The following is a 22,133-nucleotide window of genomic DNA, read 5'->3' as shown; positions in this document are numbered from 1 at the left end:
CCTCTACTCTTTATCCTGCATTTGATTTTGCGCCTTCATAAGCGCTGCATGTTTCTTATCAGCTTCAATTTCAGAAATAATAATGCCGAACTTCTCATCCATTACTATCGCTTCACCAATACCGACTTTCATATCACTTAAATATACATCTACTTTATGTCCTAAATTTTTCTCTACTTCAAGAACATCGCCAACTTTTAATTGCTTCACATCACCAAGCATAATAGATGACTTCCCAAGCTTTACTCCAAGTTCAATTGAAATATCTGAAACGGTATCAATATGTGCCTTCCCCGCTTCATTTCGCTTCCCGGCAAATTCTTCTAATCCCATTAATGACACAGGAGATACTTCATGCTTCATATAAATCCTCCTACTCTATAAAACTTTTAAATAGGAGCGCCTTACGCGTTCCATCTTTCCCGATAAAACAATTAAATTTATGTTTTCCATCTACATAACCACGTAGTTGGTCTGTTACTTTCGTATGAAGCGGAATAATGTCGCCTTCTTCAATTTGCTCAATCTCGCCCATTGTCATCTTTTGCTCACCAATCGCAACGTGAACAGGCTTGTACACTTGATTTACTTTCACTTCTACTTCAGACGTATACTTTTTACGCTTATCCGAAGAATGTTCGACAATATTTTCAGACGTCAACTTATCCATAATTTCTTCAACAGATAAGAACGGAATACCGATACGAACTGTCGTATTCCAAAAATCTGTTTTCATATTTACATTTAATAGTGAAATAATATCGCTCGCTGTCGTAATCTTCAGCGCATTCGGATCTGTCTCCGTCGTTACAAATTTCGGTTCAATCGCAATAACGCTTTCAAATGATTGCTGTAAATTTTTGCAAAGAAGAGCAAATATATTATCAAGCGTTAAAAACTCAAACGCAGTTAACGGTCTACGCATCGTAAAGTTACGCTTACTATCTCCGCCAAGCCAGCATTCATGAATATAAATAACGAACGCTAAATCAATTTCAATTACGATTTCTCCAAGCTCTGGAAGGCCCAGATCAATAACGCAATATAAATAGTAATCTTTCGGCATTTTCTCCACATACTCACTCGTAAACGGAACTTGTTCAACGGTCGAAGGCTCTAGTTCAATCGGAATACGCATACGAGCTGACAACGTCTGTGACGTCTGTTTGCCAAAAGTCGACGCAATTGCTTGCAAACTACGTAAATGCTCAACACCAAACTTCTCCGGTCTATTAAAATCATACTCTTGAAATTTATCTTGCTTCCCTGCTTCTTGTGCGAAAGCTGGCATTTCCTCGCCTTCATTTACCGCCTTCAGCAGGGCATCAATTTGCTCTTGGCTTAATTTATCGCCACTCATGAAAATCCCCTTCCCTACCTTTTCAATTCAACGATTTCAACGTACATTTTTCCATTCTTCGTCAAAATCTTTCCGGTTCCAATCTCTTCATTCTCAAGCATAAGACGCACCGTATTTTTCGTTGAATTTTCAAGACGATACAATGTACCTTTCGTAATATGAAGCAGATCTTCAATTTTCTTTTTTGTATTTCCGATTTCAAAATAAATTGTTAACGGAATATCATCTTGTAATTTCAATCTAGCCAACTCCCATATCATGTTCACGAAAATTCCATATTCTCTTTATATATAAATGAAATTTCTTATTTCGAAACGTCGATATTTAATATTTTTTTAATATATCCTTGCGTTTCTTTAAATGGCGGTACGCCTCCGTACTTTCTCACATTACCAGGACCAGCATTATAAGAAGCAAGCGCTAATACGAGATCACCGTTATTTTTCTTTAAATAACCGCTTAACTCTTTCACACCGCCCTCAATACTTTCAGCTGGTGAAAATGGATTTTTTATACCCATCTCTTTCACGTTTGCTGGCATAAGCTGCATAAGCCCCATCGCCCCTGCATTTGACACCGTTTTCGGATTAAAATTAGACTCTACTTCAATCATTTTTTGAATTAACGTTTTCGGAATTCCATATGTACGACTAGCGCGATCAATAATATCCTCATACTTACCTTCATTTGAAGAACGTATTTTCTGAATATTATACTTATTCGTTAATCCCCACGTATCAGCAGTCTCATTTTTCGTTTCTGGGAAACGTCGCTCAAACTCTTTTTGCGCGACTTGCACTTCATCCACTTTCTTCGTTTCAGCTTTCTCCGTCTCCTCAAGCTTACTCGTTTCCTCTACTTTTATAGGCTCTACCGGTTTATTAACAACCGTTTCTATTTTCGTAGATTGTACCGGCTGACTCATATCTTCTACTTTTGCCGTTTGCGGAGTAACCTTCGTCTCCTTCGCAGGTTCACTCTGCAATTGATCTTGAAAACGACTACTAACGAACGCCTGCGGACTACTTAACTTTTGCTGAATTTGTCCTTTTTTATATGCAAGAACTTCTTTTACTATATTTCCAACTACCATAATATCACCTTTTCGGTAAACAAAGATAATCTAATATTAGAGTTTTTTAAAAAAGTTTGCAATAATCCTTTGCAATAAAAAAATGACTACATTGTTAAACTGTTATTTTTTTATATTTATTAATTACAATTATTCGTTGACACGATATATACCACGGATTACAATTAATTCGAAATTGTTTTTTTGCATATTTGCGTTTATTAATTAACAGAAAAATCAATATAAAAAAATGGGGGTTCTTAACATGAGAATTAATACAAACATTAACAGCATGCGTACGCAAGAATACATGCGCCAAAATCAAGACAAAATGAACACTTCTATGAACCGTTTATCTAGCGGTAAATCTATTAATAGTGCAGCTGACGATGCAGCTGGTTTAGCTATCGCTACTCGTATGCGTGCAAAAGAAGGCGGATTAAACGTTGGAGCGCGTAACACGCAAGACGCTATGTCTGCTTTACGTACAACTGACTCTGCTTTAAATTCTATTTCTAACATCTTACTTCGTATGCGTGACCTTGCTACTCAATCTGCGAACGGTACAAATGGTACAGAAGACCAAAAATCTTTAAACTTAGAATTTGCAGCATTAAAAACAGAAATTGATCACATTGCTGGTGAGACTAATTTTAATGGTAAAAAATTACTAGCTGGAGCAGGAACTGATATTGACATTCAACTTTCTGATGTATCTGGTGATAAACTTACGATTTCAAGTGTTAGTGCCAAAGCGGCTGATCTTAAAATTACAAAAGATATTACTACTGCGAAAAACGCTAGTGATGCTATTACTGAGCTTGACAAAGCTATTCAAACAGTTGCTGATAATAGAGCTACTTTCGGTTCTCAATTAAATCGCTTAGATCATAACTTAAACAATGTCAACAGCCAATCTACTAATATGGCCGCGGCCGCTTCTCAAATTGAAGACGCTGATATGGCAAAAGAAATGTCTAACATGACTAAGTTTAAAATCTTGAACGAAGCTGGCATCAGCATGCTTTCTCAAGCGAACCAAACTCCTCAAATGGTTTCTAAATTATTACAATAATTCATTTGATGGTTTCTTACTCTATGTATTACAGAGAGTAATTATATATATCTAAAAGCTACTGGGGGTTCTTAACATGAGAATTAATACAAACATTAATAGCATGCGTACGCAAGAATACATGCGTCAAAACCAAGACAAAATGAACACTTCTATGAACCGTTTATCTAGCGGTAAATCAATCAACAGTGCGGCTGACGATGCTGCTGGTTTAGCTATCGCTACTCGTATGCGTGCAAAAGAGGGCGGATTAAACGTTGGGGCGCGTAACACACAAGATTCTATGTCGGCACTTCGTACTGGCGATGCTGCATTAGGATCTGTTTCTAATATCTTACTTCGTATGCGTGACCTTGCTACTCAGGCTTCAAACGGAACAAATGACACTAAAGATATTACCTCTCTAAATGAAGAGTACGGACAATTGAAAGATGAAATTATTCATATTGCCGAAAAAACTAATTTTAATGGAAATACATTCTTAGATAAAACTGGTGGCGGTAAAGACCTTACAATCCAGCTTTCTGATACAGCAAATGATAACCTTGTTATTGCAGCTATCAATGTTAAAGCCATTACAAGTACGACATTAGGCACTTTGACAGGTGCTACGGCAGCTGGAGAAATGGTGAAACTAGACACTGCTATTCAAAACACCGCTGACGCTCGTGCTACTTTCGGTTCTCAATTAAACCGTTTAGACCATAACTTAAACAACGTAACAAGCCAAGCTACTAATATGGCGGCGGCCGCTTCTCAAATCGAAGATGCAGATATGGCAAAAGAAATGTCTAACATGACTAAGTTTAAAATCTTGAATGAAGCTGGTATTAGCATGCTTTCTCAAGCTAACCAAACTCCTCAAATGGTTTCTAAATTACTACAATAATTCATTTGACGATATTAAGTAAAAATTACTCTCTGTTGTACAGAGAGTAATTTTATATATTATTATAAACTACTGGAGGTTCTTAACATGAGAATTAATACAAATATTAATAGCATGCGTACGCAAGAATACATGCGTCAAAACCAAGACAAAATGAACACTTCTATGAATCGTTTATCTAGCGGTAAATCAATCAACAGTGCGGCTGACGATGCGGCTGGTCTTGCTATCGCTACTCGTATGCGCGCGAAAGAAGGCGGATTAAACGTCGGAGCGCGTAACACGCAAGACGCTATGTCTGCTTTACGTACAACTGACTCTGCTTTAAATTCTATTTCTAACATTTTACTTCGTATGCGTGACCTTGCTACTCAATCTGCTAATGGTACAAATGACGGCAAAGATAAAGATTCTTTACAATTAGAGTTCAACGAATTAAGCACAGAAATTGGTCATATCGCAGGAAAAACTAACTTTAATGGTAAGAATTTATTAGCTGCAAAGGGAGCAGATATTGATATCCAACTTTCTGATGTATCTGGCGATAAACTTACAATTAAATCTGTTGATGCAACAACAGGAGCAACTGGACTCAATCTTACGAAAACTATTGGAGCTAGCGGGGATGCTGCGGAATCAATTAAAGAACTTGACAAAGCTATCCAATCAGTTGCTGATATGCGCGCGACATTCGGTTCTCAATTAAATCGCTTAGATCATAACTTAAACAATGTCAACAGCCAATCTACTAATATGGCGGCTTCTGCTTCTCAAATTGAAGATGCAGATATGGCAAAAGAAATGTCTAACATGACTAAGTTTAAAATCTTGAATGAAGCTGGTATTAGCATGCTTTCTCAAGCTAACCAAACTCCTCAAATGGTTTCTAAATTATTACAATAATTCATTTTATATATTATCAACTACTGGAGGTTCTTAACATGAGAATTAATACAAACATTAATAGCATGCGTACACAAGAATACATGCGTCAAAACCAAGACAAAATGAACACTTCTATGAACCGTTTATCTAGCGGTAAATCTATTAATAGCGCGGCTGACGATGCGGCTGGTCTTGCTATCGCTACTCGTATGCGTGCGAAAGAAGGCGGATTAAACGTTGGAGCGCGTAACACACAAGACGCTATGTCTGCTTTACGTACAACTGACTCTGCTTTAAATTCTATTTCTAACATTTTACTTCGTATGCGTGACCTTGCTACTCAATCTGCGAACGGTACAAATGACGGCAAAGATAAAGATTCCCTAAACTTAGAATTTACAGCATTACAAGAGGAAATTGATCACATCGCAGGAAAAACAAACTTTAATGGGAAAAGTTTATTAGCTGGAGCTGGAGCAGATAAGAATATTAACATTCAGCTTTCTGATGTATCTAGCGATAATCTTACACTTACAGCTGTTGATGCAAAAGCTACTACAGGACTTGGCCTTAACAAAACTATCGGAGCACCAGCACCTGCACCACAACCGCCTGCAGTACCTGCTCCAGATACTAACGACGCTGCGGGTGCCATTGTTCAACTAGATGATGCTATCCAAAAAGTTGCTGACATGCGTGCAACGTTTGGTTCTCAGTTAAACCGCTTAGATCACAACTTAAACAATGTGAACAGTCAAGCTACTAATATGGCAGCGGCCGCTTCTCAAATCGAAGACGCTGACATGGCGAAAGAAATGTCTGAAATGACAAAGTTCAAAATCTTGAACGAAGCTGGTATTAGCATGCTTTCTCAAGCAAACCAAACTCCACAAATGGTTTCTAAATTATTACAATAAGCCATTTGAGTTAGCTTCAAGAATAAACCTCTCTGCTTGCAGAGAGGTTTATTCTTTCTATATAGATAGATTAAAAGCTTTTTTTGGCTTAAATAGAAGCTCTAGCCATATTTTGAAGCGGTCAGGGCTTATTTTAGGTCTCTTCCTTTGTTTTGAAACAAAAAGATACAATAAGCATAAGTCTTTTTATCCTTCCATAGCCGTTTATTAACTTTAAAATACCTACCATATATCAATCTAGAAGAGGTGTCTATTATGCGTATTGGTACGAATGTATTGAGTATGAATGCTAGGCAGTCGTTGTATGAGAATGAAAAACGTATGAATGTTGCACTTAGTATGGTTTCGAAGTTATTGCAGTCTTACATATAACTTTTAAAATTATTAAAATAACTCCATAAAAAATAAAAAGCGAGATACATACGTATTATGCATCCCACTTTTATTTCAACTTATCCTTTATAAATAATATCCTCCGCTAAAGAAGTAAAAATCTCCCCAACAAGCGAATCTTCATCATATACACACGTGCCTTTATTTTCTTCACGTTTTGCAAACGGTATTTGAGCGATCACTTCTGTTTGCAGTTGTTCTGCTAGCATTTCGCCGCCGCCCTGTCCAAAGAGGTAGTTTCTTGAGCCATCTTGTTCTTCGTAATATGCCATGTTTTCCACAATACCTAAAATATCGTGTTTCGTATGTTTTGCCATTACTCCTACTCTAGACGCGACAAATGAAGCTACGTTATGAGGCGTTGTAACGATAATTTCCTTCGCTTGTGGAATCATTGCAGCGACATCTATCGCAACGTCTCCTGTTCCAGGTGGTAAATCAAGAAGAAGATAGTCTAGTTCTCCCCAGTGCGTGTTCACAAGGAAGTTTTGAATCCATTTGTTTAACATCGGTCCGCGCCACATAACTGGGTTATTTCCTTCTGTGAAGAATCCCATCGACATAATTTTAACACCGTGACTAACGACTGGAATTGCGGTTTGATCGATCATTGTTGGCTTTTCATTCGTTTCCATCATAGCAGGGATACTGAATCCGTATATATCTGCATCTAAGATCCCAACCTTTTTTCCCATACGTGCTAAAGCAGTAGCAAGGTTAATCGTCACAGTTGATTTACCAACTCCTCCTTTCCCGCTCGTTACAGTAATAAAACGCACACCCGAATCAGGTCGAAGCATACTAGGCATGCCTGTTTCTGTTCTAGCTTCTTTCTTTAAAGACGCTGTTAATGCTGCTCGTTCTTCCGGTGTCATTGAGCCAAATGTTACGGAAACTTTCGACGCTCCAATGTTTCGAAGAGAATCTTCAATATCTTGTTGTATTTTTGCTTTCAACGGACAACCTTGAATTGTTAAAACTACTTCTAGCCCAACTTCTGTACCATCTATTTTTATATTTCTAACCATATTTAGTTCCACAATACTTTTGTGTAACTCTGGATCTTCTACATGGCTTAACGCATTCATTATTTGTTCTTGAGTAATCATCATACACATTCCTTCCATTGTAATTATTTTACCTTGTGAAAAAAGTCTCCGCTTTTCCCACCCGTTTTTTGTACTAAATATGTTTCTTTCATAACCATCGTTTTATCAACAGCTTTACACATATCGTAAAAAGTAAGAGCTGCAATCGTTACGGCAGTTAATGCTTCCATTTCTACACCTGTTTTCCCACTACATGTTAATGTCGCTCGTATTATCAACTCATAGCCATCGGTTTTCTTTTCATAATGAAACGTAAAGTCTGTTCCTTGGATTAATATCGGGTGACACATCGGGATTATGTCCGCTGTTTTTTTAGCACCAATTATGCCAGCAACTTGTGCTACTTGAAGCGGGTCTCCTTTTTTCAACCCACCACTTTGAATTGCTTCAAATAGTTCATTTGATAAAGAAATTGTACTTTGCGCAACAGCTGTGCGTGTTGAACTATCCTTTTGAGAGATATCAACCATTTTAGCTCCTCCCTCTTCATTCCAGTGCGAAAATTCACTCATAATGATTCTCCTTAACGTATGAAAATTTTAATACTCAAATAGAAAAAATTAACCTCCACTTACAGGCGGGATAAACGCAACGGTATCTCCGGCTTTTACAGTATCTTCGTCCGTTACAAATTCTTCATTAATTGCCACCATAACTTTATCTAGCGTCTGTAATTGATAGTGATCTTTCAGCCATTTTTTCAATTGATGAACATTCATCTCTCGTTTTTCTATTATTGCTAATCTCTCTGAACCGACTTCTTCTCGTAAATTTGCGAACAGTAAAATTGTAATCATTCTCTCATTCTTCTTTCTTTGGTTTTCCTTCTGGATATGGAGTATTTTCAAGTTGATCTCCAATCCACTCCGTTCCATCTTCCCAAAATTCTTTTTTCCAAATTGGGACGATTCTCTTTATACGTTCAATTGCGTATTCATTCGCTTCATACGCCACTTTACGATGCGGAGACGATACTGCAATGACAACTGCGATATCCATTATTTCTAATCGTCCTACTCGGTGCGTGATTGCTATTTTCGCATCCGGCCACTTTTCCTTAATTTCTTCTCCAATTTCAGTAAGCTTTTTTACTGCCATCGGTTTATACGCTTCATACTCAAGATGTAACGTTCTTTTTCCTTTCGTTAATTCTCTTACCGTTCCAATAAAAATTGTAATTGCTCCCGCTTCGCGTCTTGCTACTTTATTCGTTACTTCTTCAACTACAATCGGACTATCTACAATTTCAAATGGTGCTTGTCCCATCAAACCCTCTCCCTACTTTACGGAATGTCCAAGGCCATTCACTACCTTCGTTATCTTCTAATAAGAGAATGTCTACAAACATCCCTTTCTTATATCCTCTCGTACCGCCTAGTAGTACGATAAAAATGTTTGATTCTGCTAATGAAGAAACGGAACTAGATTTATCGAATCCTAATGGATAAGCGACTAGTTGTCCTTCGTTATACTTCAGCTTTGCTCGTACAAATCTTGTAAATGGATTCGGTTTTAGAAAATCTTCTCCGAGCATTGCTTTCTCTCGTTTCACATGTGGTTTTTCGCTAAACATATACGCACGAATACTAGATTTTACGAATAACTCAAAACCTACGTAGCAAGCAGAAGGATTTCCTGATAATCCGAATAATAATTTCCCGTTTAATTGTGCTACAGTCGTGACGCTTCCCGGCCGCATGGCTACTTTATTAAAAAGAACTGATGCGCCTAATTTTTCGTATATCGCTGGCAAATAATCGTAATCCCCTACCGAAACACCACCAGTTGTAATTAACATATCCACTTCACTTAACGCTTTCTTCACTGCTTCGTAGCACGTATTAAAATCGTCGCTAAACTTTCCAAAGTATTTTACTCTTCCACCTGCTCTTCGAATTTGAGACGATATCATATACGTATTACTATTTCGAATTTTCCCAGGTTGTAGTTCTTCATTTACATCGAGAAGTTCACTCCCTGTCGCTAATAGTCCAATGACAGACTTTTTCGCTACTGACACTTCGCTATAACCGAATGTAGCAAGAAGAGCTGAAATACCTGGATTAATGTAACAACCTCTTTTTGCGAGAACGGTTCCTTTACGTGCATCTTCACCTTGAAAGGATATGTTGTCCCCTTCTTTAAATGAGCGCCTCACTTCCATATAGCTTTTTCCGATATTCTCATATTGACGATGGCGAGTCAGTTCTAGCATGACGACCGTGTTACATCCTTTCGGAATTTGTGCCCCTGTCATAATGCGAACTGCTTGAAACGCTCCGACTTCTTTATGGAATACGGAACCTGCTCCAATTTCACCGATTACTTCGAATACGATTGGATTCTCACGACTTGCCCGCGAAGTATCTTCTGCCCTAATAGCAAATCCATCATATGGCGAGCGATCGAAAGAAGGGACATCGTGATCCGCTACTAAATCGTCTGCTAATGTACGTCCGTACGATAATTCAAGTGGTACTAGTTCTTTTACACCACAATTAGCAAATCCCATTACTTTACGAACAGCCTCTTCAACTGTAATCGGCACTCTTCTTTCCATCATTACCAATCCCTTTCTATTACCCTAATAACCGATAGTATAGTTGTTTCGCTTTTTGAATTTCATTCGTTCCATGAATAAATACACGCCCATCTTGAAAAATGACGATGCGATAATCTTCTAATTGGCAAGAGAGCAAATACGGATTCCGATCTACTTTCCCGTGGTTTTTTAATACTTTTTCTAACTCATCAAAGTTGTAATGACTATTATGCGCCGGTCTAATTTGAACTGTATTTCTTCCGCATAACACAGCTGTCTTCGTTTGATTTTCGTATGATAAATAAGGATAAGTTCTATTTGTTCCGCACGAAGGACAATCTTCTGTTTTGATTTTTCCTAGTTTGATAGACTGATATTGATTACTCCATATATCAAACATTAAAAAAGTTTTTCTAATTGCTGTGCAATCTTCTACTAAAATTTTGAATGCTTCTGCTACTTGATACGCTGCGACGATTTGAACGGCAGGACTAATAATTCCAACTGTGTCACATGTCGCCCCTGTAACAGGAACACTTTTCAACACACAATGTAAGCACGGTGTTTTCTTCGGAATAATTGTATAGCTCATGCCATAACTTCCGACACAAGAACCGTAAATCCAAGGGATATTGTGTTTTTGTGATATATCATTGATCACGAACCGAATATCAAAATTATCTGTTGCATCAATAATGACATCGACACCACCTAATAAAGCTTCCATATTATCTACTCTTGCATCCATTACTAGTGCTTGAATTTGCACGTCTGAATTAATTTGTTTGAGACGATTCTGCGCTGCGATTGCTTTTGGCAACTTGTCTATCGCATCTTGTTCCGCGTAAAGCTGTTGCCGCTGTAAATTACTCCATTCTACGTAATCACGATCAATAATCGTTAATTTCCCGATACCTGCACGTACAAACGCCTCTGCACTGGCACTTCCTAATGCACCTGCCCCTATTATTAACACATGCTTATTTCTAATCTTCTCTTGCCCTTCTTTTCCAATAGGAGTGAACAACTGTTGTCGTGAATACCGCTCTATCATGAGATAGCCTTCCTTTCATATAAAAATCCGCTTCATATACTGTTATTTTTTCAATACATCTTTTTCGGTAGCACTTTGTTTCTGATAACAAGAAAAGTAAGCGAACCCAACAAAGCCAGCTCCACCAATTACATTTCCAATAAAGACAGGTACGAAGTTTTTCGCAAGGTCCATCCACGTAAGGTGTCCCGCAAAAATAACGGCTGAAATGACAAACATATTCGCTACCACTTGCTGAAATCCAATTACGACAAATGCCATAATCGGAATCCAAATTCCAACAATCTTCCCAATTAAATCGTTTGTTCCGTATGCTAACCAAATTGCTAGGCAAACGAGCCAGTTACAACCAATTGCTAAAATTAACGTTCTCCCGAAAGATTCATGTAACTTATCTTGAGCTATCGCTATCGTCTTATTTAAATACGCTCCCTCTGTAAGCCCGCCAAGATGCCCGAAACAATACGCGACGAAAAGCGCACCTACGAAATTAGTTAAAGTAATCCAAGCCCAATTGTTTAACACATGTTTCAATGAGATTTTACGTGCATAAAGTGCCATGGACATCGACATCATATTTCCCGTAATTAATTCTCCTCCCGCTAACACAACGAGCATCAGTCCGATAGGAAAAACCGCTCCTCCTATAAAATTGACTAAACTCCCCCATTGCTCCGGTACATTACCTAGCACACGAATATTAAGTAAAAATCCTAACGAAATGAATGCTCCTCCTAAAAAACCAAGGATAAGCATCGCGGATAGCGGTTGCCTTACCTTTTGAACACCGGATTCAATCACAAGCGCAGCAATTTGTTCCGGTTTATGAAATGCCATAACCAATTCCTCCATTTTTCTCATCTAAAAAAAGCAGCACCAAAAACCCTTAACATCGTAAGGATTTTTGAATGCTGCTTAATCTCTCTGCATATCTCTTACAGAAATATCAATCATCATTTTTACTATACTTATAGAAAGTGTACAAAACTTGCACATTTCCCACTATTTACGTTAACAAAGAGAGTCTACATTCATAATAGTTTCTCAGCCGCCGATATGCGACATTTCAATTTTCGGCATTGTTTTTTTATTTATATCGCTTAGTCGTTCATCTGAATAACGGTCTGAACGATTATTCCAAATATCACGAATAACATTAATAATCTCCTCATCTGTATATCCAGAACGAAGTAATTCTTTAAGATCGTTTCCTTTAGACGCAAATAAACATGTATACAACTTTCCTTCTGCGGAAATACGCGCTCTTGTACATGATGAACAGAACGAATCTGTTACAGATGAAATAATTCCTATTTCTTCATCACTGCCGATATAGCGATAACGTGTCGCAACTTCACCAGGATAGTTCGCTTCAATACGTTCAAGCGGCATCACTTTATGAATCATCTCTACTATTTCTTGCTTAGAAACTACTTCGCCTAATTCCCATCCGTTAAAATTTCCGACATCCATATATTCAATGAACCGAAGGATATGCTTATTCTCTTTAAAGTACTCTGCCATCTGAACGATGTCTTGTTCATTTTTCCCTTTTTGAACAACCATGTTCATTTTAATTTTCATTCCGGCTTCCGCTGCAGCCTGTATTCCTGCAAGAACCGTTTTCACTTTACTTCTATTCCCATTTAAATAAGAGAATCGCTCTTCATTTAACGAGTCTAAACTAACTGTCACACGAGATAAGCCCGCCTTATATAAATCCGGAGCAAATTTTTTAAGTAATGATCCATTTGTCGTTAAACCAATATCCTCTACTCCGTCAATTTCGTTTAACCGCTGTATGAGTTCAGGTAGGTCTTTTCGAAGTAATGGCTCTCCCCCAGTAATGCGTAACTTTCTTACACCTAAAGAAACGAAAATACGTGTAATCCTTTCAATTTCATCAAAAGATAAAATTTTATCATTAGACAAAAAAGAATAATCACGACCAAATATTTCTTCTGGCATACAATATCGACAGCGAAAATTACAGCGATCAGTAACAGAAATACGTAAATCCTTTAAAGGACGATCTAATTTGTCTAATGTAACAGATTTCATGATTATTGCCTCGTTTCTACTTATTTTATATTTATAATCCGCTTTGGATGCGTATATACATTTAAAGATTTATTACGAATGAATCCTATTGTAGTAATCCCTAACTGCTCTGCTAGCTCTAATGCTAACTCAGTTGGAGCTGATTTTGACAATATTACTTCACAGCCAATTTTCGCAACTTTTAATAGAATTTCAGAAGATATACGACCGCTAAAGACAATAATTTTATCACCAATCGAAATGTTATTTTTTAAACAATAACCATAAATTTTGTCTAAAGCGTTATGTCTTCCTATATCCATGCGGCTTAAAACAATTCCACTCACATCACATAAAGCTGCATTATGAACGCCGCCTGTATGTTGAAACGTAGACGCAGATTGCTGCATATCATTCATTAAACGAAAACAATCCTCGGCAGAGATTTTTACGCGAATATCATTCATTTTTTTCGCAGTCAGCGCATCGTTTGCGAAAACAAACCCTTGCCTACTCATTCCACAGCACGAAGTAATATAACGTTTGTTTTGCATGTCACGATAATAAGGATTGATTTTCGTCGTTTTTACATGTACATAGCCTTCTTTTTCTTGCACCCATATTTCATCAATATCTTCATACTTTCGGATAACGCCTTCAGAGGCTAAAAAGCCAATTACCATATCTTCAATATACTCTGGAGTACTAACCATTGTAACAAATTCCTGGCCGTTAATTTTAACCGTAACAGGAAACTCTGTTACAATGCTATCCTCTATATGCTTGAATTCCCCTTGCTCATATTTAAAAATTCCCCGTTCCACCTGAATCGATTTCACGATGAGTATCCTTCTCTCACGTTATATTTTTATCAAAGACAAACACCGAAACTGCAATATCTTCATCCACTTTCATATCAGAAAACAGATGAACTAACTTCGCACCAACAAGTTCTTCTAAATGCTCACGAGAATTAACAGCATACACTTCTTGAATCATTTTCGTTCGAGCCATATGAACCATTTCCGCACCATCCATCGTTCCCGAAATAAATTTCTCAGTAGGTGTCAAATTCCCATAAAGTGTAGCAATCGCCATATTTTCAGCAAATACAGTATGAATTCGCTCCGGCCCTTTTCCGAATAAATCCTTTCGAAGCTTTCGGATCATATCATTAAATTCGTGTACCATTTTTGACATACTCTCATTCCTTCCCTGTTCATCAACACTAACTTTTCGCATATTCTTTCATCATAACTATTCTACCAAAATGACCCTTTCATCTAAACTATTCACTTAAATTGAGACGAAAAGATTCATCTTTACACATGATTTCAAATAAGTGTAAAGATGAATTACTATTATTGTTGCTTATCTATTCTTCTTTTAACCCTTTACCCATGCCTTTTAAGAAATGAAGACCAAATCCGATAGCACGATTAATATCTGGATCCTTTAGTACTTTCATAAGATCGAATACCCCAACTTTTTTATTACTTTGTAGATGCTCATTACCTTCTTCCAGCCCTACTAATAAACTACCTATAAGCTTTTTCGTAAGTTCCGGATCAAGTTCTGTTAAAGCTCCTGCAGCGCCCATCATATTATTAATTAAATTTGTAACTGGTTCACGAGTGACTTGGCCTAGAACAATTTTTGTGATTGGTTCTTTCGCTTTCAGCATAGAATTTGCAGCTTCCAGCATCCCAATGTCATTTAGTTCACCTACTATATTAAACATTTGATTTAAAGCTTCTTCATTATTCGCTAGAAGTTCTTTTAAATCTTCGAGTTTTTGTTGTTTGAGTTCTTCCTCAGTTAGCTCCTGCTTCTGGATTGCTTGAATAGGTGCTGCCATATTCTTTTCTCCTCCCTATTTATCCGTTAAATGTACGTATCCTGGACGAGCCCACTTGCGATTTACCTCAATGCCGTTTTGAGGATGACGCTTTTTATTACGTGGATTCGTTTTTGGCATCGGATTTTCACCTTCTACTTGTAACACTTCCATACGTACTTTCGTTTGTTTATATGCAGGCGTGTTTGTACGTAAGTCAACAGCAGGACCTGTTAAGAAATTAATTGCCGAATCTTTATCCGTCGAGTTCATCGGTAAATACAGTTCATTCGCTTTTACACGATCCGTTACAAGTGCACGTAATTTAAGTGCTCCAAATGGGGAAACAAGGCGTACTAACGAACCAGTTTTCACTCCACGTTCCCTTGCCAATTCTGGAGAAACTTCGACGAAAACACCTGGTACTTTCGATTGAATACCAGTTGATTTATTTGTCATGTTACCTTCGTGGAAATGTTCAAGCATACGACCGTTATTAATGTGAAGATCGTATTCTGCTGGGAATTCAGCAGGACGTACCCAATCAGCTATCGCAAAACGAGCCTTTTTGTCTGGGAAGTTAAATCCATCTTTGAATAGAAGCGGCGTATTCGTTCCATCAAAACTTCCCCAGTGGAAACTGTTCCACCCTTCAAGCACTTCATAGTTTGCGTGTGCGAATAGTGGTGATAAACTCGCCATTTCAGCAAAGATTTCACTTGGATGATTATAGTTCCAGTTTGCACCTAACTTATTAGCAATTGCCTGTACGATCCACCAGTCTGGTTTCGCATCTTCTAGCGCCGGAAGCACTTGATATAATCTTTGTACACGACGTTCTGTATTTGTAAAAGTACCTTCTTTCTCAAGAGATGGCGCTGCTGGTAATACTACATCAGCGTATTGAGCTGTTTTAGAAAGAAACACATCTTGAACGACAAAGAACTCAAGACTTGATAACACTTCATGTACATGATTTGCGTTAGAGTCTACGAGAGCCATATCTTCTCCAACAAGATACATAGCTTTCATTTTACCTTCATCAATTGCGTGAAGCATTTCAATGTTATTAAGACCTGGTTTGTTATCAATTTTTACTCCGTAAGCTATTTCAAACTTTGCACGTTCTACATCGTTAGTAACGTGCTGATATCCTGGAAGCCAGCCTGGAAGTGTTCCCATATCACAAGCACCTTGTACGTTATTATGACCTCTAAGCGGGTATGCACCAGCACCTGGACGACGATAGTTTCCTGTTGCAAGTAGTAAATTTGAAATTGCAGCAGAAGTATCTGAACCACCCGTATTTTGCGTTACACCCATTCCCCAAAGAATACAAGTACCATCTGCATCACGAATCATTTCTGCCATTTTAACGAGCGTTTCTTTTGAAATGCCTGTAATCTCTTCTGCATATTCAAGCGTATATTCCGCAAGACTATCTTTGAAATCTTCAAAGAAGTTTACATTCTCGTCGATGAACTGCTGATCGTGCCAACCTTGATCAATCATATATTTCGTAACAGCCATTAACCATACTTGGTCTGTTCCTTGCTTTGGACTAATAAAGATATCTGAACGCTCTGCCATTTCAGTTTTACGAAGATCTGCAACAATTAGTTTTTGACCGTGAAGTTTATGCGCACGTTTCACACGAGTCGCTAATACTGGGTGACCTTCTGTTGGATTACAACCGACGATAATAACAAGACCCGATTGCGCGATATCTTTAATCGTCCCTGCATCTCCGCCCATACCAATTGTACGGAACAATCCATCTGTCGCTGGTGATTGGCAATAACGTGAGCAGTTATCAATATTGTTCGTTTCGAACACTTGTCGTGCTAATTTTTGAATAACATAATTATCTTCATTCGTAATTTTAGAAGAAGAAATAAAGCCGATAGAACCTTTACCGTACTCTTCTTTAATAGAGCCCATTTTTTTTGCCACTACATGAAGCGCTTCTTCCCAAGTTGATTCCACGAACACTCCATTTTTACGAATTAAAGGTTTCGTAAGTCGTTTTTCAGAATTCACGAAATCCCAACCGAATTTTCCTTTTACACAAGTAGAAATTGCATTAACTGGTGCTTCAGAAGTCGGTTGCACCTTTAAAATTTTGCGCCCTTTCGTCCATACCTCAAATGAACAACCTACACCACAAAACGTACATACTGTTTTCGTCTTCTTCGTACGAGTGTCGCGCATCGCAGCTTCTACTTCTGACACAGCGAAAATACCGCTATATCCAGGTTCAACCTCTTTAATAAGATCAACCATAGGCCCCATAATATCCGGTTTTAACCCTGTCATAAATCCAGCTTCACCGAGCATCGATTTCTCCATTAATGCATTACAAGGACAAATTGTTACACATTGACCGCAGCTTACACATGAAGAATCGTTAATATCTACTCCTTCGTCCCAAATAACACGCGGGCGCTCTGCCTCCCAATCAATAGATAACGTTTCATTTACTTGTAAGTTTTGACACACCTCTACACATTGACCGCACGCAATACATTGATTCGGGTCATAGCGATAAAATGGATGGGACATATCAACTTCGCCTGTATCAACTTTTGGTTCGTAAGGATATTTTTGATGCTCAATTTCCATTAATTCTGCCGTATTATGCAATTTACAATTCCCGTTATTGTTGTCACATACCGTACAGTAAAGTAAATGATTTTCTAGTAAACGGTCCATCGCCTCATGTTGTGCTGCCTTTGCACTAATAGAGGACAACTCAATATTCATACCGCTCGTCACTACTGTAGAACACGATCGCACTAGCTTTCCATTCACTTCTACAATACAAGTATCACACGTTTGAATAGGATCCACTTCCGGCACGTAACAAATTTGTGGATGTTCAATTTCGTTCTCATTAATAATGCCTAGTATAGTTGAACCAGGCTCAGCATTATACTCTTTGCCGTCAATTGTAATATGAACCATGCTGTCGTTCATGGTTACTCCCCCTTTTTGAGAATAAAAAAAACTCCACCACGAAAATATACGCACCACATTTTTGGCACGTTATCATCATGGTGGAGTAGTTTATTAGCACATCTTGCTAAAATACCAATCCATTTATTCATAAATAAAATGATAGATTCATAACAGGTCATATCACGATTCCATCTTTAACACTGTAATTATAGCGTTAAATCGAAAAATACACAATATAATTATCATTAAAAAGGACAAAGCACATAATGCTCTGACCCTTTTATTACCTTTCGGGATTATTTTCGGCTGACTTATTTCCCGGAGCAAACCAACCAATTAGTGCGATCGCAACTAATACTCCATAGAAGATCAACGTCCAAGTTGTACTGTGCGGAAAATCATGGTCTAAAATACCAATATCCTCATGAGCCAGTGTAATTACAGCTAATTTGACACCAACCCAAGCAACAATCGCATATGCCGTTGTTTCCAATGCTGGCCGTTTCTCAAGAAGCCCCACAAACCAAGTTGCCGCAAATTTAATTAAAATAAGTCCGGCAATTCCTCCAAGAAGTACAACAATGAACTGTCCTCCATCCATACCTCCGAAATCGTCAAGTGGTGAATCCGGAAGCCCCAGAGCAAGAGCAACTGCGGCTAATATTGAATCAATCGCGAAAGCAAGATCAGCTAATGCAATCTTTCCTACCGTGAACCAGTAGCTTTTACCTGCTGCTGCCTTTTCATCTTCCTCATGAATTTTTTGATTGTCTTTTCTGAATTGCGCCTGAATGACATGCTTTAATCCTAAATAAAGGAGATAAGCTGCTCCTATCGCCTGTATTTGCCACACATTTGCAATAAATGATATGGCAAAAAGGGCTGCGAATCGAAAAACGAAGGCCATAATGATCCCATAATTTATAGCTCGTTTTTTCTCTTCTTCAGGTAAATGCTTGGCTATAACTGCTAGTACAAGGGCATTGTCAGCCGATAACAATCCTTCTAATCCGATTAAAATTAATAATGCCCACGCATACTCTAGCCATATTGAATCCATCCACTTCTCTCCTTTCTAAAACAAAAATGAGGTAAAGACTTTGCTATCAATAGAATTTCCTATTAAGCCAAATTAAATGCTAAAACTTACGACTAAAACATTTAGACAGTCAATTTTCTGTCCTCTATTTTTTAGAATTTCTACAAAAAAACAGGTTTAGATTGTGCTTTTCATCCGTATCAAAACCGTAAACGAATGACATGGCCTCTTTTTCCAAGCCACGTCGACATTTGATTTATCGTTAATCACACATTATTAATTTCAGTTTCACTACCAATGTTTTTACAAAATACATATTTCTTTTTTTGAACATTTTCATACAAAATAAAAGGGAAATACATAGTGTATATGTATTTCCCTTTTATTTTGTACCCATTTTTATTGTGGTACGGTCATAACCTGACCGCTACTATCAACCATAATTTTCATTTTTCCGTCTTGAGCGTTATATAATCCCAACTTATGTAAATCTTGTTTGCACTCTTTTACGAAGAAAGGCAACGTACGAATTTGATCGATATCAGAGCTCTTAATGAAATGAGTTAAATGATGCGTCATTTCTTTAATATCATGTACAAGGTCTTCCTTCTCTCGTTTTAATCTTTCATTTTCAGCTCGTAATGAATGTACTTCACCTTCAAGACCTCGAGCATTCTTTTCTTCTTTCGAACGCTCTGCAGCCATGCTAGAAAGTTTATAGATTCCCTCCATAAACTGATGTAATTCATGCTCTTTCTTTTCACGGGATTGACTAATTGTTTCAAAATTATCAACGATACCAGATATGACTGTTACGAGATTTTTTTCGTCCTCTTCACTTCGGAATTCTTCTTTTACTTCCTGTTTTCTTTCTTGTTTCGCCTCAAAAACTATATCTTTTACAGGTGTATATTTGCGTTTTCGACCCGGCTTTTGTTTTTCAATATTTTCAAACGGGATTTCTTGTTTTTTTAATTTATAATACGTGTTCTGTAATTGACTTTCCGTTTTTGGAAATAAATTCAGTTCATTTTTACTAACATATTTTGAAATATTTGCGATGTTTAAACCTTGACGCTGACAAAATTGATATACTTCATACAATAGTTCTAGCTCAGACTTTAACCATGTAATCTCTGATTTTTCATATACTCGCATACCGCCATTTTTTTCTATATCTATTTGAAATAATACCATTCTATTATATAAATCGATAAGCTCTTCATACTTTATTCGGAATTGTTTCTCTATTTTTTTAAATTCCGCCTCTAATTTCATATCGTTCGTTTTATTATTTGACATGTTTTGTAAAATATTTAATACGTTGATTGCTGTGTGGTGATACATATTCTGTGTCACTTCCCCCTCATCCTTTCACAATTCTCATCTGACTCCCATGCCTTTTAAGAAAATAGAAATTTCCACATATCCATATTATAACATTTCAAAATTGTCCGTCAAATAATAAACATACAAAAAGGTATAAAAAGTTTGTAAATAATAGTAAAGATTTTTTTAAAGAAAATAATAAAAAAATCCAACACGATGCTATATTAATAAAATGTGTTTAATTATATTATACGGTATTCCCAATATAATTTCACCGAAAAATTTTGCGCTATCACGAAATATTACTAACACTATCCAAAGATACATTCTCTTATATTTTTAAATGAAAAGCCTACTACTTATTAATTAAACCAATCAATAATCCCTAAATAAAAACAGCTAACTACACGAAAAAGATTATTAATACATACAGTCATAAACACTCCAGAAACGTTTGATTTCTCTGCCTGTACAAAGCATAGAATACTAAAAAGGAACTAACCAGTACTATACATGGCTAGTTCCTCTATTCCCACTAAATAGAAAAGAGTTGTAAACCGGTTCTTCAAACCCTCACTCGGAGGCTCACTTCTTTCACTTACCTAAAAACACTCAATATTTATGGTCTTACATCGCATGGAAACCTATTAGGCACTGACCGCTTCCTCACTCGGCTAGTTCCTCTATCCCAACAAAAAAAAACGCTTTTCAAAACTTTTTTACAACACTAACTTATCAACTAAACCAATTAACTCTTGAATATCCGGCTTACTCACTTGAGCATTCGCTCCAACTGCCTCACCTTTATGGAATAATTCATTCGTAATTAAAGAAGAGAAAATAATAACTGGTAATTGCTTCATTACTTCACTGTCTTTAATTACTTTCGTTAAATGATGTCCATCCATTTTTGGCATTTCAATATCTGTAATAAGCAGATGAATATGTTCAAACATTTTTTCATCTTGCTCTTTTGCTAGTTTTTCAATTTGCGCTAACGCTTCTGCACCATTGCTGAAGAAATTCATTTTCGTATATCCAGCTGTTGATAATGTTTCTTCTAGTATTTGGCGAAGCATCGCTGAATCTTCTGCAATATAAATAACTTTTTCAGCGCGATCTGTTTTTTGCTCTAATCCTGAAAGTGTTTTATTGTCATAACCACTGTTACTAATTTCGCAAACAATTTTTTCATAATCTAACAATAAGATAATTTTCCCATCTAGTTTTACAATTCCAGACGTCGTTTCTTCTAGTCCCATAGATAATGAAGCTGGTTCATCAATTTGTTCCCAAGAAATGCGTTGAATACGATGCACTTCATCAACACGAAAGATAACTTTCATTTGGTTTAATTCCGAGATGATAAATTTCGTTTGATCAAGTGGCTTTATAGATTTTAAATTAAGAGCTGTCGCTAAGTTAATAACAGGTAAGATTTCACCGCGTACTTGAACAACACCTTCAACTGCATGATGAGATTCCGGCACAGTTGTAACAGGGAATGGATTAATAATTTCACGCACTTTCATTACATTGATGCTAAATAAATTTTCACCAACAGTATAAGTTACGATTTCTAATTCGTTTGTTCCACTTTCTAATAAAATACTTTGTGCTTGTGACATAAAGGT

The 22,133-nt window shown here is 37.2% G+C and carries 23 protein-coding genes and 2 pseudogenes; 5 read left to right on the top strand and 20 right to left on the bottom strand.

From position 1 onward, the window contains the following. Positions 1-3: 3 nt before the first annotated feature. From NSQ47_RS03290 to NSQ47_RS03275, 4 genes are all read right to left on the bottom strand, one after another. The gene (locus NSQ47_RS03290; RefSeq protein WP_002202516.1) at positions 4-363 is read right to left on the bottom strand and encodes a flagellar motor switch protein FliN; all 360 of its coding nucleotides are present in this window, start codon (positions 361-363) and stop codon (positions 4-6) included. A 10-nt stretch (positions 364-373) separates the two neighbouring features. Beyond that, positions 374-1,360, bottom strand: coding sequence for a flagellar motor switch protein FliM (gene fliM, locus NSQ47_RS03285; protein WP_131231711.1), 987 nt, complete (start codon positions 1,358-1,360; stop codon positions 374-376). 14 nt (positions 1,361-1,374) lie between these two features. Further along, positions 1,375-1,599, bottom strand: a complete 225-nt coding sequence (locus tag NSQ47_RS03280; RefSeq protein WP_000775712.1) for a flagellar motor switch protein FliN — start codon at positions 1,597-1,599, stop codon at positions 1,375-1,377. Positions 1,600-1,664: 65 nt separating this feature from the next. Beyond that, positions 1,665-2,453 carry a lytic transglycosylase domain-containing protein gene (locus NSQ47_RS03275; protein ID WP_341036090.1) on the bottom strand — a complete coding sequence of 263 codons (789 nt, stop codon included), beginning with the start codon at positions 2,451-2,453 and terminating at the stop codon, positions 1,665-1,667. Positions 2,454-2,697: 244 nt separating this feature from the next. On the opposite strand from NSQ47_RS03275, the gene NSQ47_RS03270 reads away from it, so the two are divergent. From NSQ47_RS03270 to NSQ47_RS28155, 5 genes and pseudogenes are all read left to right on the top strand, one after another. Then, the gene (locus NSQ47_RS03270) at positions 2,698-3,507 is read left to right on the top strand and encodes a flagellin N-terminal helical domain-containing protein (protein ID WP_341036089.1); all 810 of its coding nucleotides are present in this window, start codon (positions 2,698-2,700) and stop codon (positions 3,505-3,507) included. A 76-nt stretch (positions 3,508-3,583) separates the two neighbouring features. Beyond that, complete coding sequence (locus NSQ47_RS03265) at positions 3,584-4,396, top strand: flagellin N-terminal helical domain-containing protein (protein ID WP_341036087.1); 813 nt, start codon at positions 3,584-3,586, stop codon at positions 4,394-4,396. 87 nt (positions 4,397-4,483) lie between these two features. After that, positions 4,484-5,299 carry a flagellin N-terminal helical domain-containing protein gene (locus NSQ47_RS03260; RefSeq protein WP_341036085.1) on the top strand — a complete coding sequence of 272 codons (816 nt, stop codon included), beginning with the start codon at positions 4,484-4,486 and terminating at the stop codon, positions 5,297-5,299. A 38-nt stretch (positions 5,300-5,337) separates the two neighbouring features. Then, a complete protein-coding gene (locus NSQ47_RS03255; RefSeq protein ID WP_341036084.1) occupies positions 5,338-6,198 on the top strand; it encodes a flagellin N-terminal helical domain-containing protein in 861 nt (286 codons plus the stop codon). A 255-nt stretch (positions 6,199-6,453) separates the two neighbouring features. Then, positions 6,454-6,534, top strand: a pseudogene (locus NSQ47_RS28155) (flagellin); the annotation flags it as partial. A 116-nt stretch (positions 6,535-6,650) separates the two neighbouring features. On the opposite strand, the gene NSQ47_RS03250 reads toward NSQ47_RS28155, so the two are convergent. From NSQ47_RS03250 to NSQ47_RS03175, 16 genes and pseudogenes are all read right to left on the bottom strand, one after another. Continuing rightward, complete coding sequence (locus NSQ47_RS03250) at positions 6,651-7,703, bottom strand: P-loop NTPase (RefSeq protein WP_341036083.1); 1,053 nt, start codon at positions 7,701-7,703, stop codon at positions 6,651-6,653. 20 nt (positions 7,704-7,723) lie between these two features. Then, positions 7,724-8,212, bottom strand: a complete 489-nt coding sequence (moaC, locus tag NSQ47_RS03245) for a cyclic pyranopterin monophosphate synthase MoaC (RefSeq protein ID WP_341036082.1) — start codon at positions 8,210-8,212, stop codon at positions 7,724-7,726. Between the two features lie 48 nt (positions 8,213-8,260). Further along, positions 8,261-8,497: a molybdopterin converting factor subunit 1 gene (moaD, locus tag NSQ47_RS03240; RefSeq protein ID WP_341036081.1), complete on the bottom strand. Its 237-nt coding sequence runs from the start codon at positions 8,495-8,497 to the stop codon at positions 8,261-8,263. Positions 8,498-8,501: 4 nt separating this feature from the next. Continuing rightward, the gene (locus tag NSQ47_RS03235) at positions 8,502-8,966 is read right to left on the bottom strand and encodes a molybdenum cofactor biosynthesis protein MoaE (protein WP_341036080.1); all 465 of its coding nucleotides are present in this window, start codon (positions 8,964-8,966) and stop codon (positions 8,502-8,504) included. Beyond that, positions 8,947-10,260 carry a molybdopterin molybdotransferase MoeA gene (locus tag NSQ47_RS03230; protein ID WP_341038200.1) on the bottom strand — a complete coding sequence of 438 codons (1,314 nt, stop codon included), beginning with the start codon at positions 10,258-10,260 and terminating at the stop codon, positions 8,947-8,949. The genes NSQ47_RS03235 and NSQ47_RS03230 overlap by 20 nt, the downstream gene beginning before the upstream one ends. A gap of 19 nt (positions 10,261-10,279) precedes the next feature. Continuing rightward, complete coding sequence (locus tag NSQ47_RS03225; protein WP_341036079.1) at positions 10,280-11,296, bottom strand: molybdopterin-synthase adenylyltransferase MoeB; 1,017 nt, start codon at positions 11,294-11,296, stop codon at positions 10,280-10,282. A 42-nt stretch (positions 11,297-11,338) separates the two neighbouring features. After that, positions 11,339-12,133 carry a formate/nitrite transporter family protein gene (locus NSQ47_RS03220; RefSeq protein WP_341036078.1) on the bottom strand — a complete coding sequence of 265 codons (795 nt, stop codon included), beginning with the start codon at positions 12,131-12,133 and terminating at the stop codon, positions 11,339-11,341. 207 nt (positions 12,134-12,340) lie between these two features. Then, positions 12,341-13,357 carry a GTP 3',8-cyclase MoaA gene (gene moaA, locus NSQ47_RS03215; RefSeq protein WP_341036077.1) on the bottom strand — a complete coding sequence of 339 codons (1,017 nt, stop codon included), beginning with the start codon at positions 13,355-13,357 and terminating at the stop codon, positions 12,341-12,343. Positions 13,358-13,377: 20 nt separating this feature from the next. Beyond that, on the bottom strand, positions 13,378-14,175 hold the full coding sequence (fdhD, locus tag NSQ47_RS03210; protein WP_341036075.1) for a formate dehydrogenase accessory sulfurtransferase FdhD: 798 nt from the start codon (positions 14,173-14,175) through the stop codon (positions 13,378-13,380). Between the two features lie 16 nt (positions 14,176-14,191). Next, positions 14,192-14,536: a DUF2294 domain-containing protein gene (locus NSQ47_RS03205; protein WP_002168730.1), complete on the bottom strand. Its 345-nt coding sequence runs from the start codon at positions 14,534-14,536 to the stop codon at positions 14,192-14,194. 175 nt (positions 14,537-14,711) lie between these two features. Continuing rightward, positions 14,712-15,194, bottom strand: coding sequence for a DUF1641 domain-containing protein (locus NSQ47_RS03200; protein ID WP_341036074.1), 483 nt, complete (start codon positions 15,192-15,194; stop codon positions 14,712-14,714). A 15-nt stretch (positions 15,195-15,209) separates the two neighbouring features. Then, on the bottom strand, positions 15,210-18,149 hold the full coding sequence (gene fdhF / locus NSQ47_RS03195; protein ID WP_341036073.1) for a formate dehydrogenase subunit alpha: 2,940 nt from the start codon (positions 18,147-18,149) through the stop codon (positions 15,210-15,212). Beyond that, positions 18,118-18,310: pseudogene (locus NSQ47_RS03190) on the bottom strand (hypothetical protein). Before NSQ47_RS03190 ends, fdhF begins: the two are co-directional and overlap by 32 nt. Before the next feature lie 104 nt (positions 18,311-18,414). Continuing rightward, a complete protein-coding gene (locus tag NSQ47_RS03185; protein ID WP_070139054.1) occupies positions 18,415-19,191 on the bottom strand; it encodes a TerC family protein in 777 nt (258 codons plus the stop codon). A gap of 378 nt (positions 19,192-19,569) precedes the next feature. Then, entirely contained in the window at positions 19,570-20,517 is a 948-nt protein-coding gene (locus tag NSQ47_RS03180; protein ID WP_341038199.1) for a DNA-binding domain-containing protein, read from the bottom strand. 701 nt (positions 20,518-21,218) lie between these two features. Then, a complete protein-coding gene (locus tag NSQ47_RS03175; RefSeq protein ID WP_215572625.1) occupies positions 21,219-22,127 on the bottom strand; it encodes a chemotaxis protein in 909 nt (302 codons plus the stop codon). Positions 22,128-22,133: the final 6 nt, after the last annotated feature.

Source organism: Bacillus sp. FSL R10-2780 (genome assembly GCF_038006125.1).
GTDB lineage: Bacteria > Bacillota > Bacilli > Bacillales > Bacillaceae_G > Bacillus_A > Bacillus_A cereus_U.
This window is presented reverse-complemented; position numbering and strand designations above follow the sequence as displayed.

What these genes read in the sequence shown, in the direction of transcription:
- NSQ47_RS03265 (WP_341036087.1), top strand. Translation starts at nt 3,584, where the DNA reads ATGAGAATTAATACAAACATTAATAGCATGCGTACGCAAGAATACATG.
- NSQ47_RS03260 (WP_341036085.1), top strand. Translation starts at nt 4,484, where the DNA reads ATGAGAATTAATACAAATATTAATAGCATGCGTACGCAAGAATACATG.
- NSQ47_RS03235 (WP_341036080.1), bottom strand. Translation starts at nt 8,966, where the DNA reads ATGGGACAAGCACCATTTGAAATTGTAGATAGTCCGATTGTAGTTGAA.
- NSQ47_RS03180 (WP_341038199.1), bottom strand. Translation starts at nt 20,517, where the DNA reads ATGTATCACCACACAGCAATCAACGTATTAAATATTTTACAAAACATG.
- NSQ47_RS03220 (WP_341036078.1), bottom strand. Translation starts at nt 12,133, where the DNA reads ATGGCATTTCATAAACCGGAACAAATTGCTGCGCTTGTGATTGAATCC.
- moaC (WP_341036082.1), bottom strand. Translation starts at nt 8,212, where the DNA reads ATGAGTGAATTTTCGCACTGGAATGAAGAGGGAGGAGCTAAAATGGTT.
- moaA (WP_341036077.1), bottom strand. Translation starts at nt 13,357, where the DNA reads ATGAAATCTGTTACATTAGACAAATTAGATCGTCCTTTAAAGGATTTA.
- NSQ47_RS03290 (WP_002202516.1), bottom strand. Translation starts at nt 363, where the DNA reads ATGAAGCATGAAGTATCTCCTGTGTCATTAATGGGATTAGAAGAATTT.
- NSQ47_RS03255 (WP_341036084.1), top strand. Translation starts at nt 5,338, where the DNA reads ATGAGAATTAATACAAACATTAATAGCATGCGTACACAAGAATACATG.
- NSQ47_RS03250 (WP_341036083.1), bottom strand. Translation starts at nt 7,703, where the DNA reads ATGATGATTACTCAAGAACAAATAATGAATGCGTTAAGCCATGTAGAA.
- NSQ47_RS03225 (WP_341036079.1), bottom strand. Translation starts at nt 11,296, where the DNA reads ATGATAGAGCGGTATTCACGACAACAGTTGTTCACTCCTATTGGAAAA.
- fliM (WP_131231711.1), bottom strand. Translation starts at nt 1,360, where the DNA reads ATGAGTGGCGATAAATTAAGCCAAGAGCAAATTGATGCCCTGCTGAAG.
- fdhF (WP_341036073.1), bottom strand. Translation starts at nt 18,149, where the DNA reads ATGAACGACAGCATGGTTCATATTACAATTGACGGCAAAGAGTATAAT.
- moaD (WP_341036081.1), bottom strand. Translation starts at nt 8,497, where the DNA reads ATGATTACAATTTTACTGTTCGCAAATTTACGAGAAGAAGTCGGTTCA.
- NSQ47_RS03185 (WP_070139054.1), bottom strand. Translation starts at nt 19,191, where the DNA reads ATGGATTCAATATGGCTAGAGTATGCGTGGGCATTATTAATTTTAATC.
- NSQ47_RS03175 (WP_215572625.1), bottom strand. Translation starts at nt 22,127, where the DNA reads ATGTCACAAGCACAAAGTATTTTATTAGAAAGTGGAACAAACGAATTA.
- NSQ47_RS03230 (WP_341038200.1), bottom strand. Translation starts at nt 10,260, where the DNA reads ATGGAAAGAAGAGTGCCGATTACAGTTGAAGAGGCTGTTCGTAAAGTA.
- NSQ47_RS03200 (WP_341036074.1), bottom strand. Translation starts at nt 15,194, where the DNA reads ATGGCAGCACCTATTCAAGCAATCCAGAAGCAGGAGCTAACTGAGGAA.
- NSQ47_RS03275 (WP_341036090.1), bottom strand. Translation starts at nt 2,453, where the DNA reads ATGGTAGTTGGAAATATAGTAAAAGAAGTTCTTGCATATAAAAAAGGA.
- NSQ47_RS03205 (WP_002168730.1), bottom strand. Translation starts at nt 14,536, where the DNA reads ATGTCAAAAATGGTACACGAATTTAATGATATGATCCGAAAGCTTCGA.
- NSQ47_RS03270 (WP_341036089.1), top strand. Translation starts at nt 2,698, where the DNA reads ATGAGAATTAATACAAACATTAACAGCATGCGTACGCAAGAATACATG.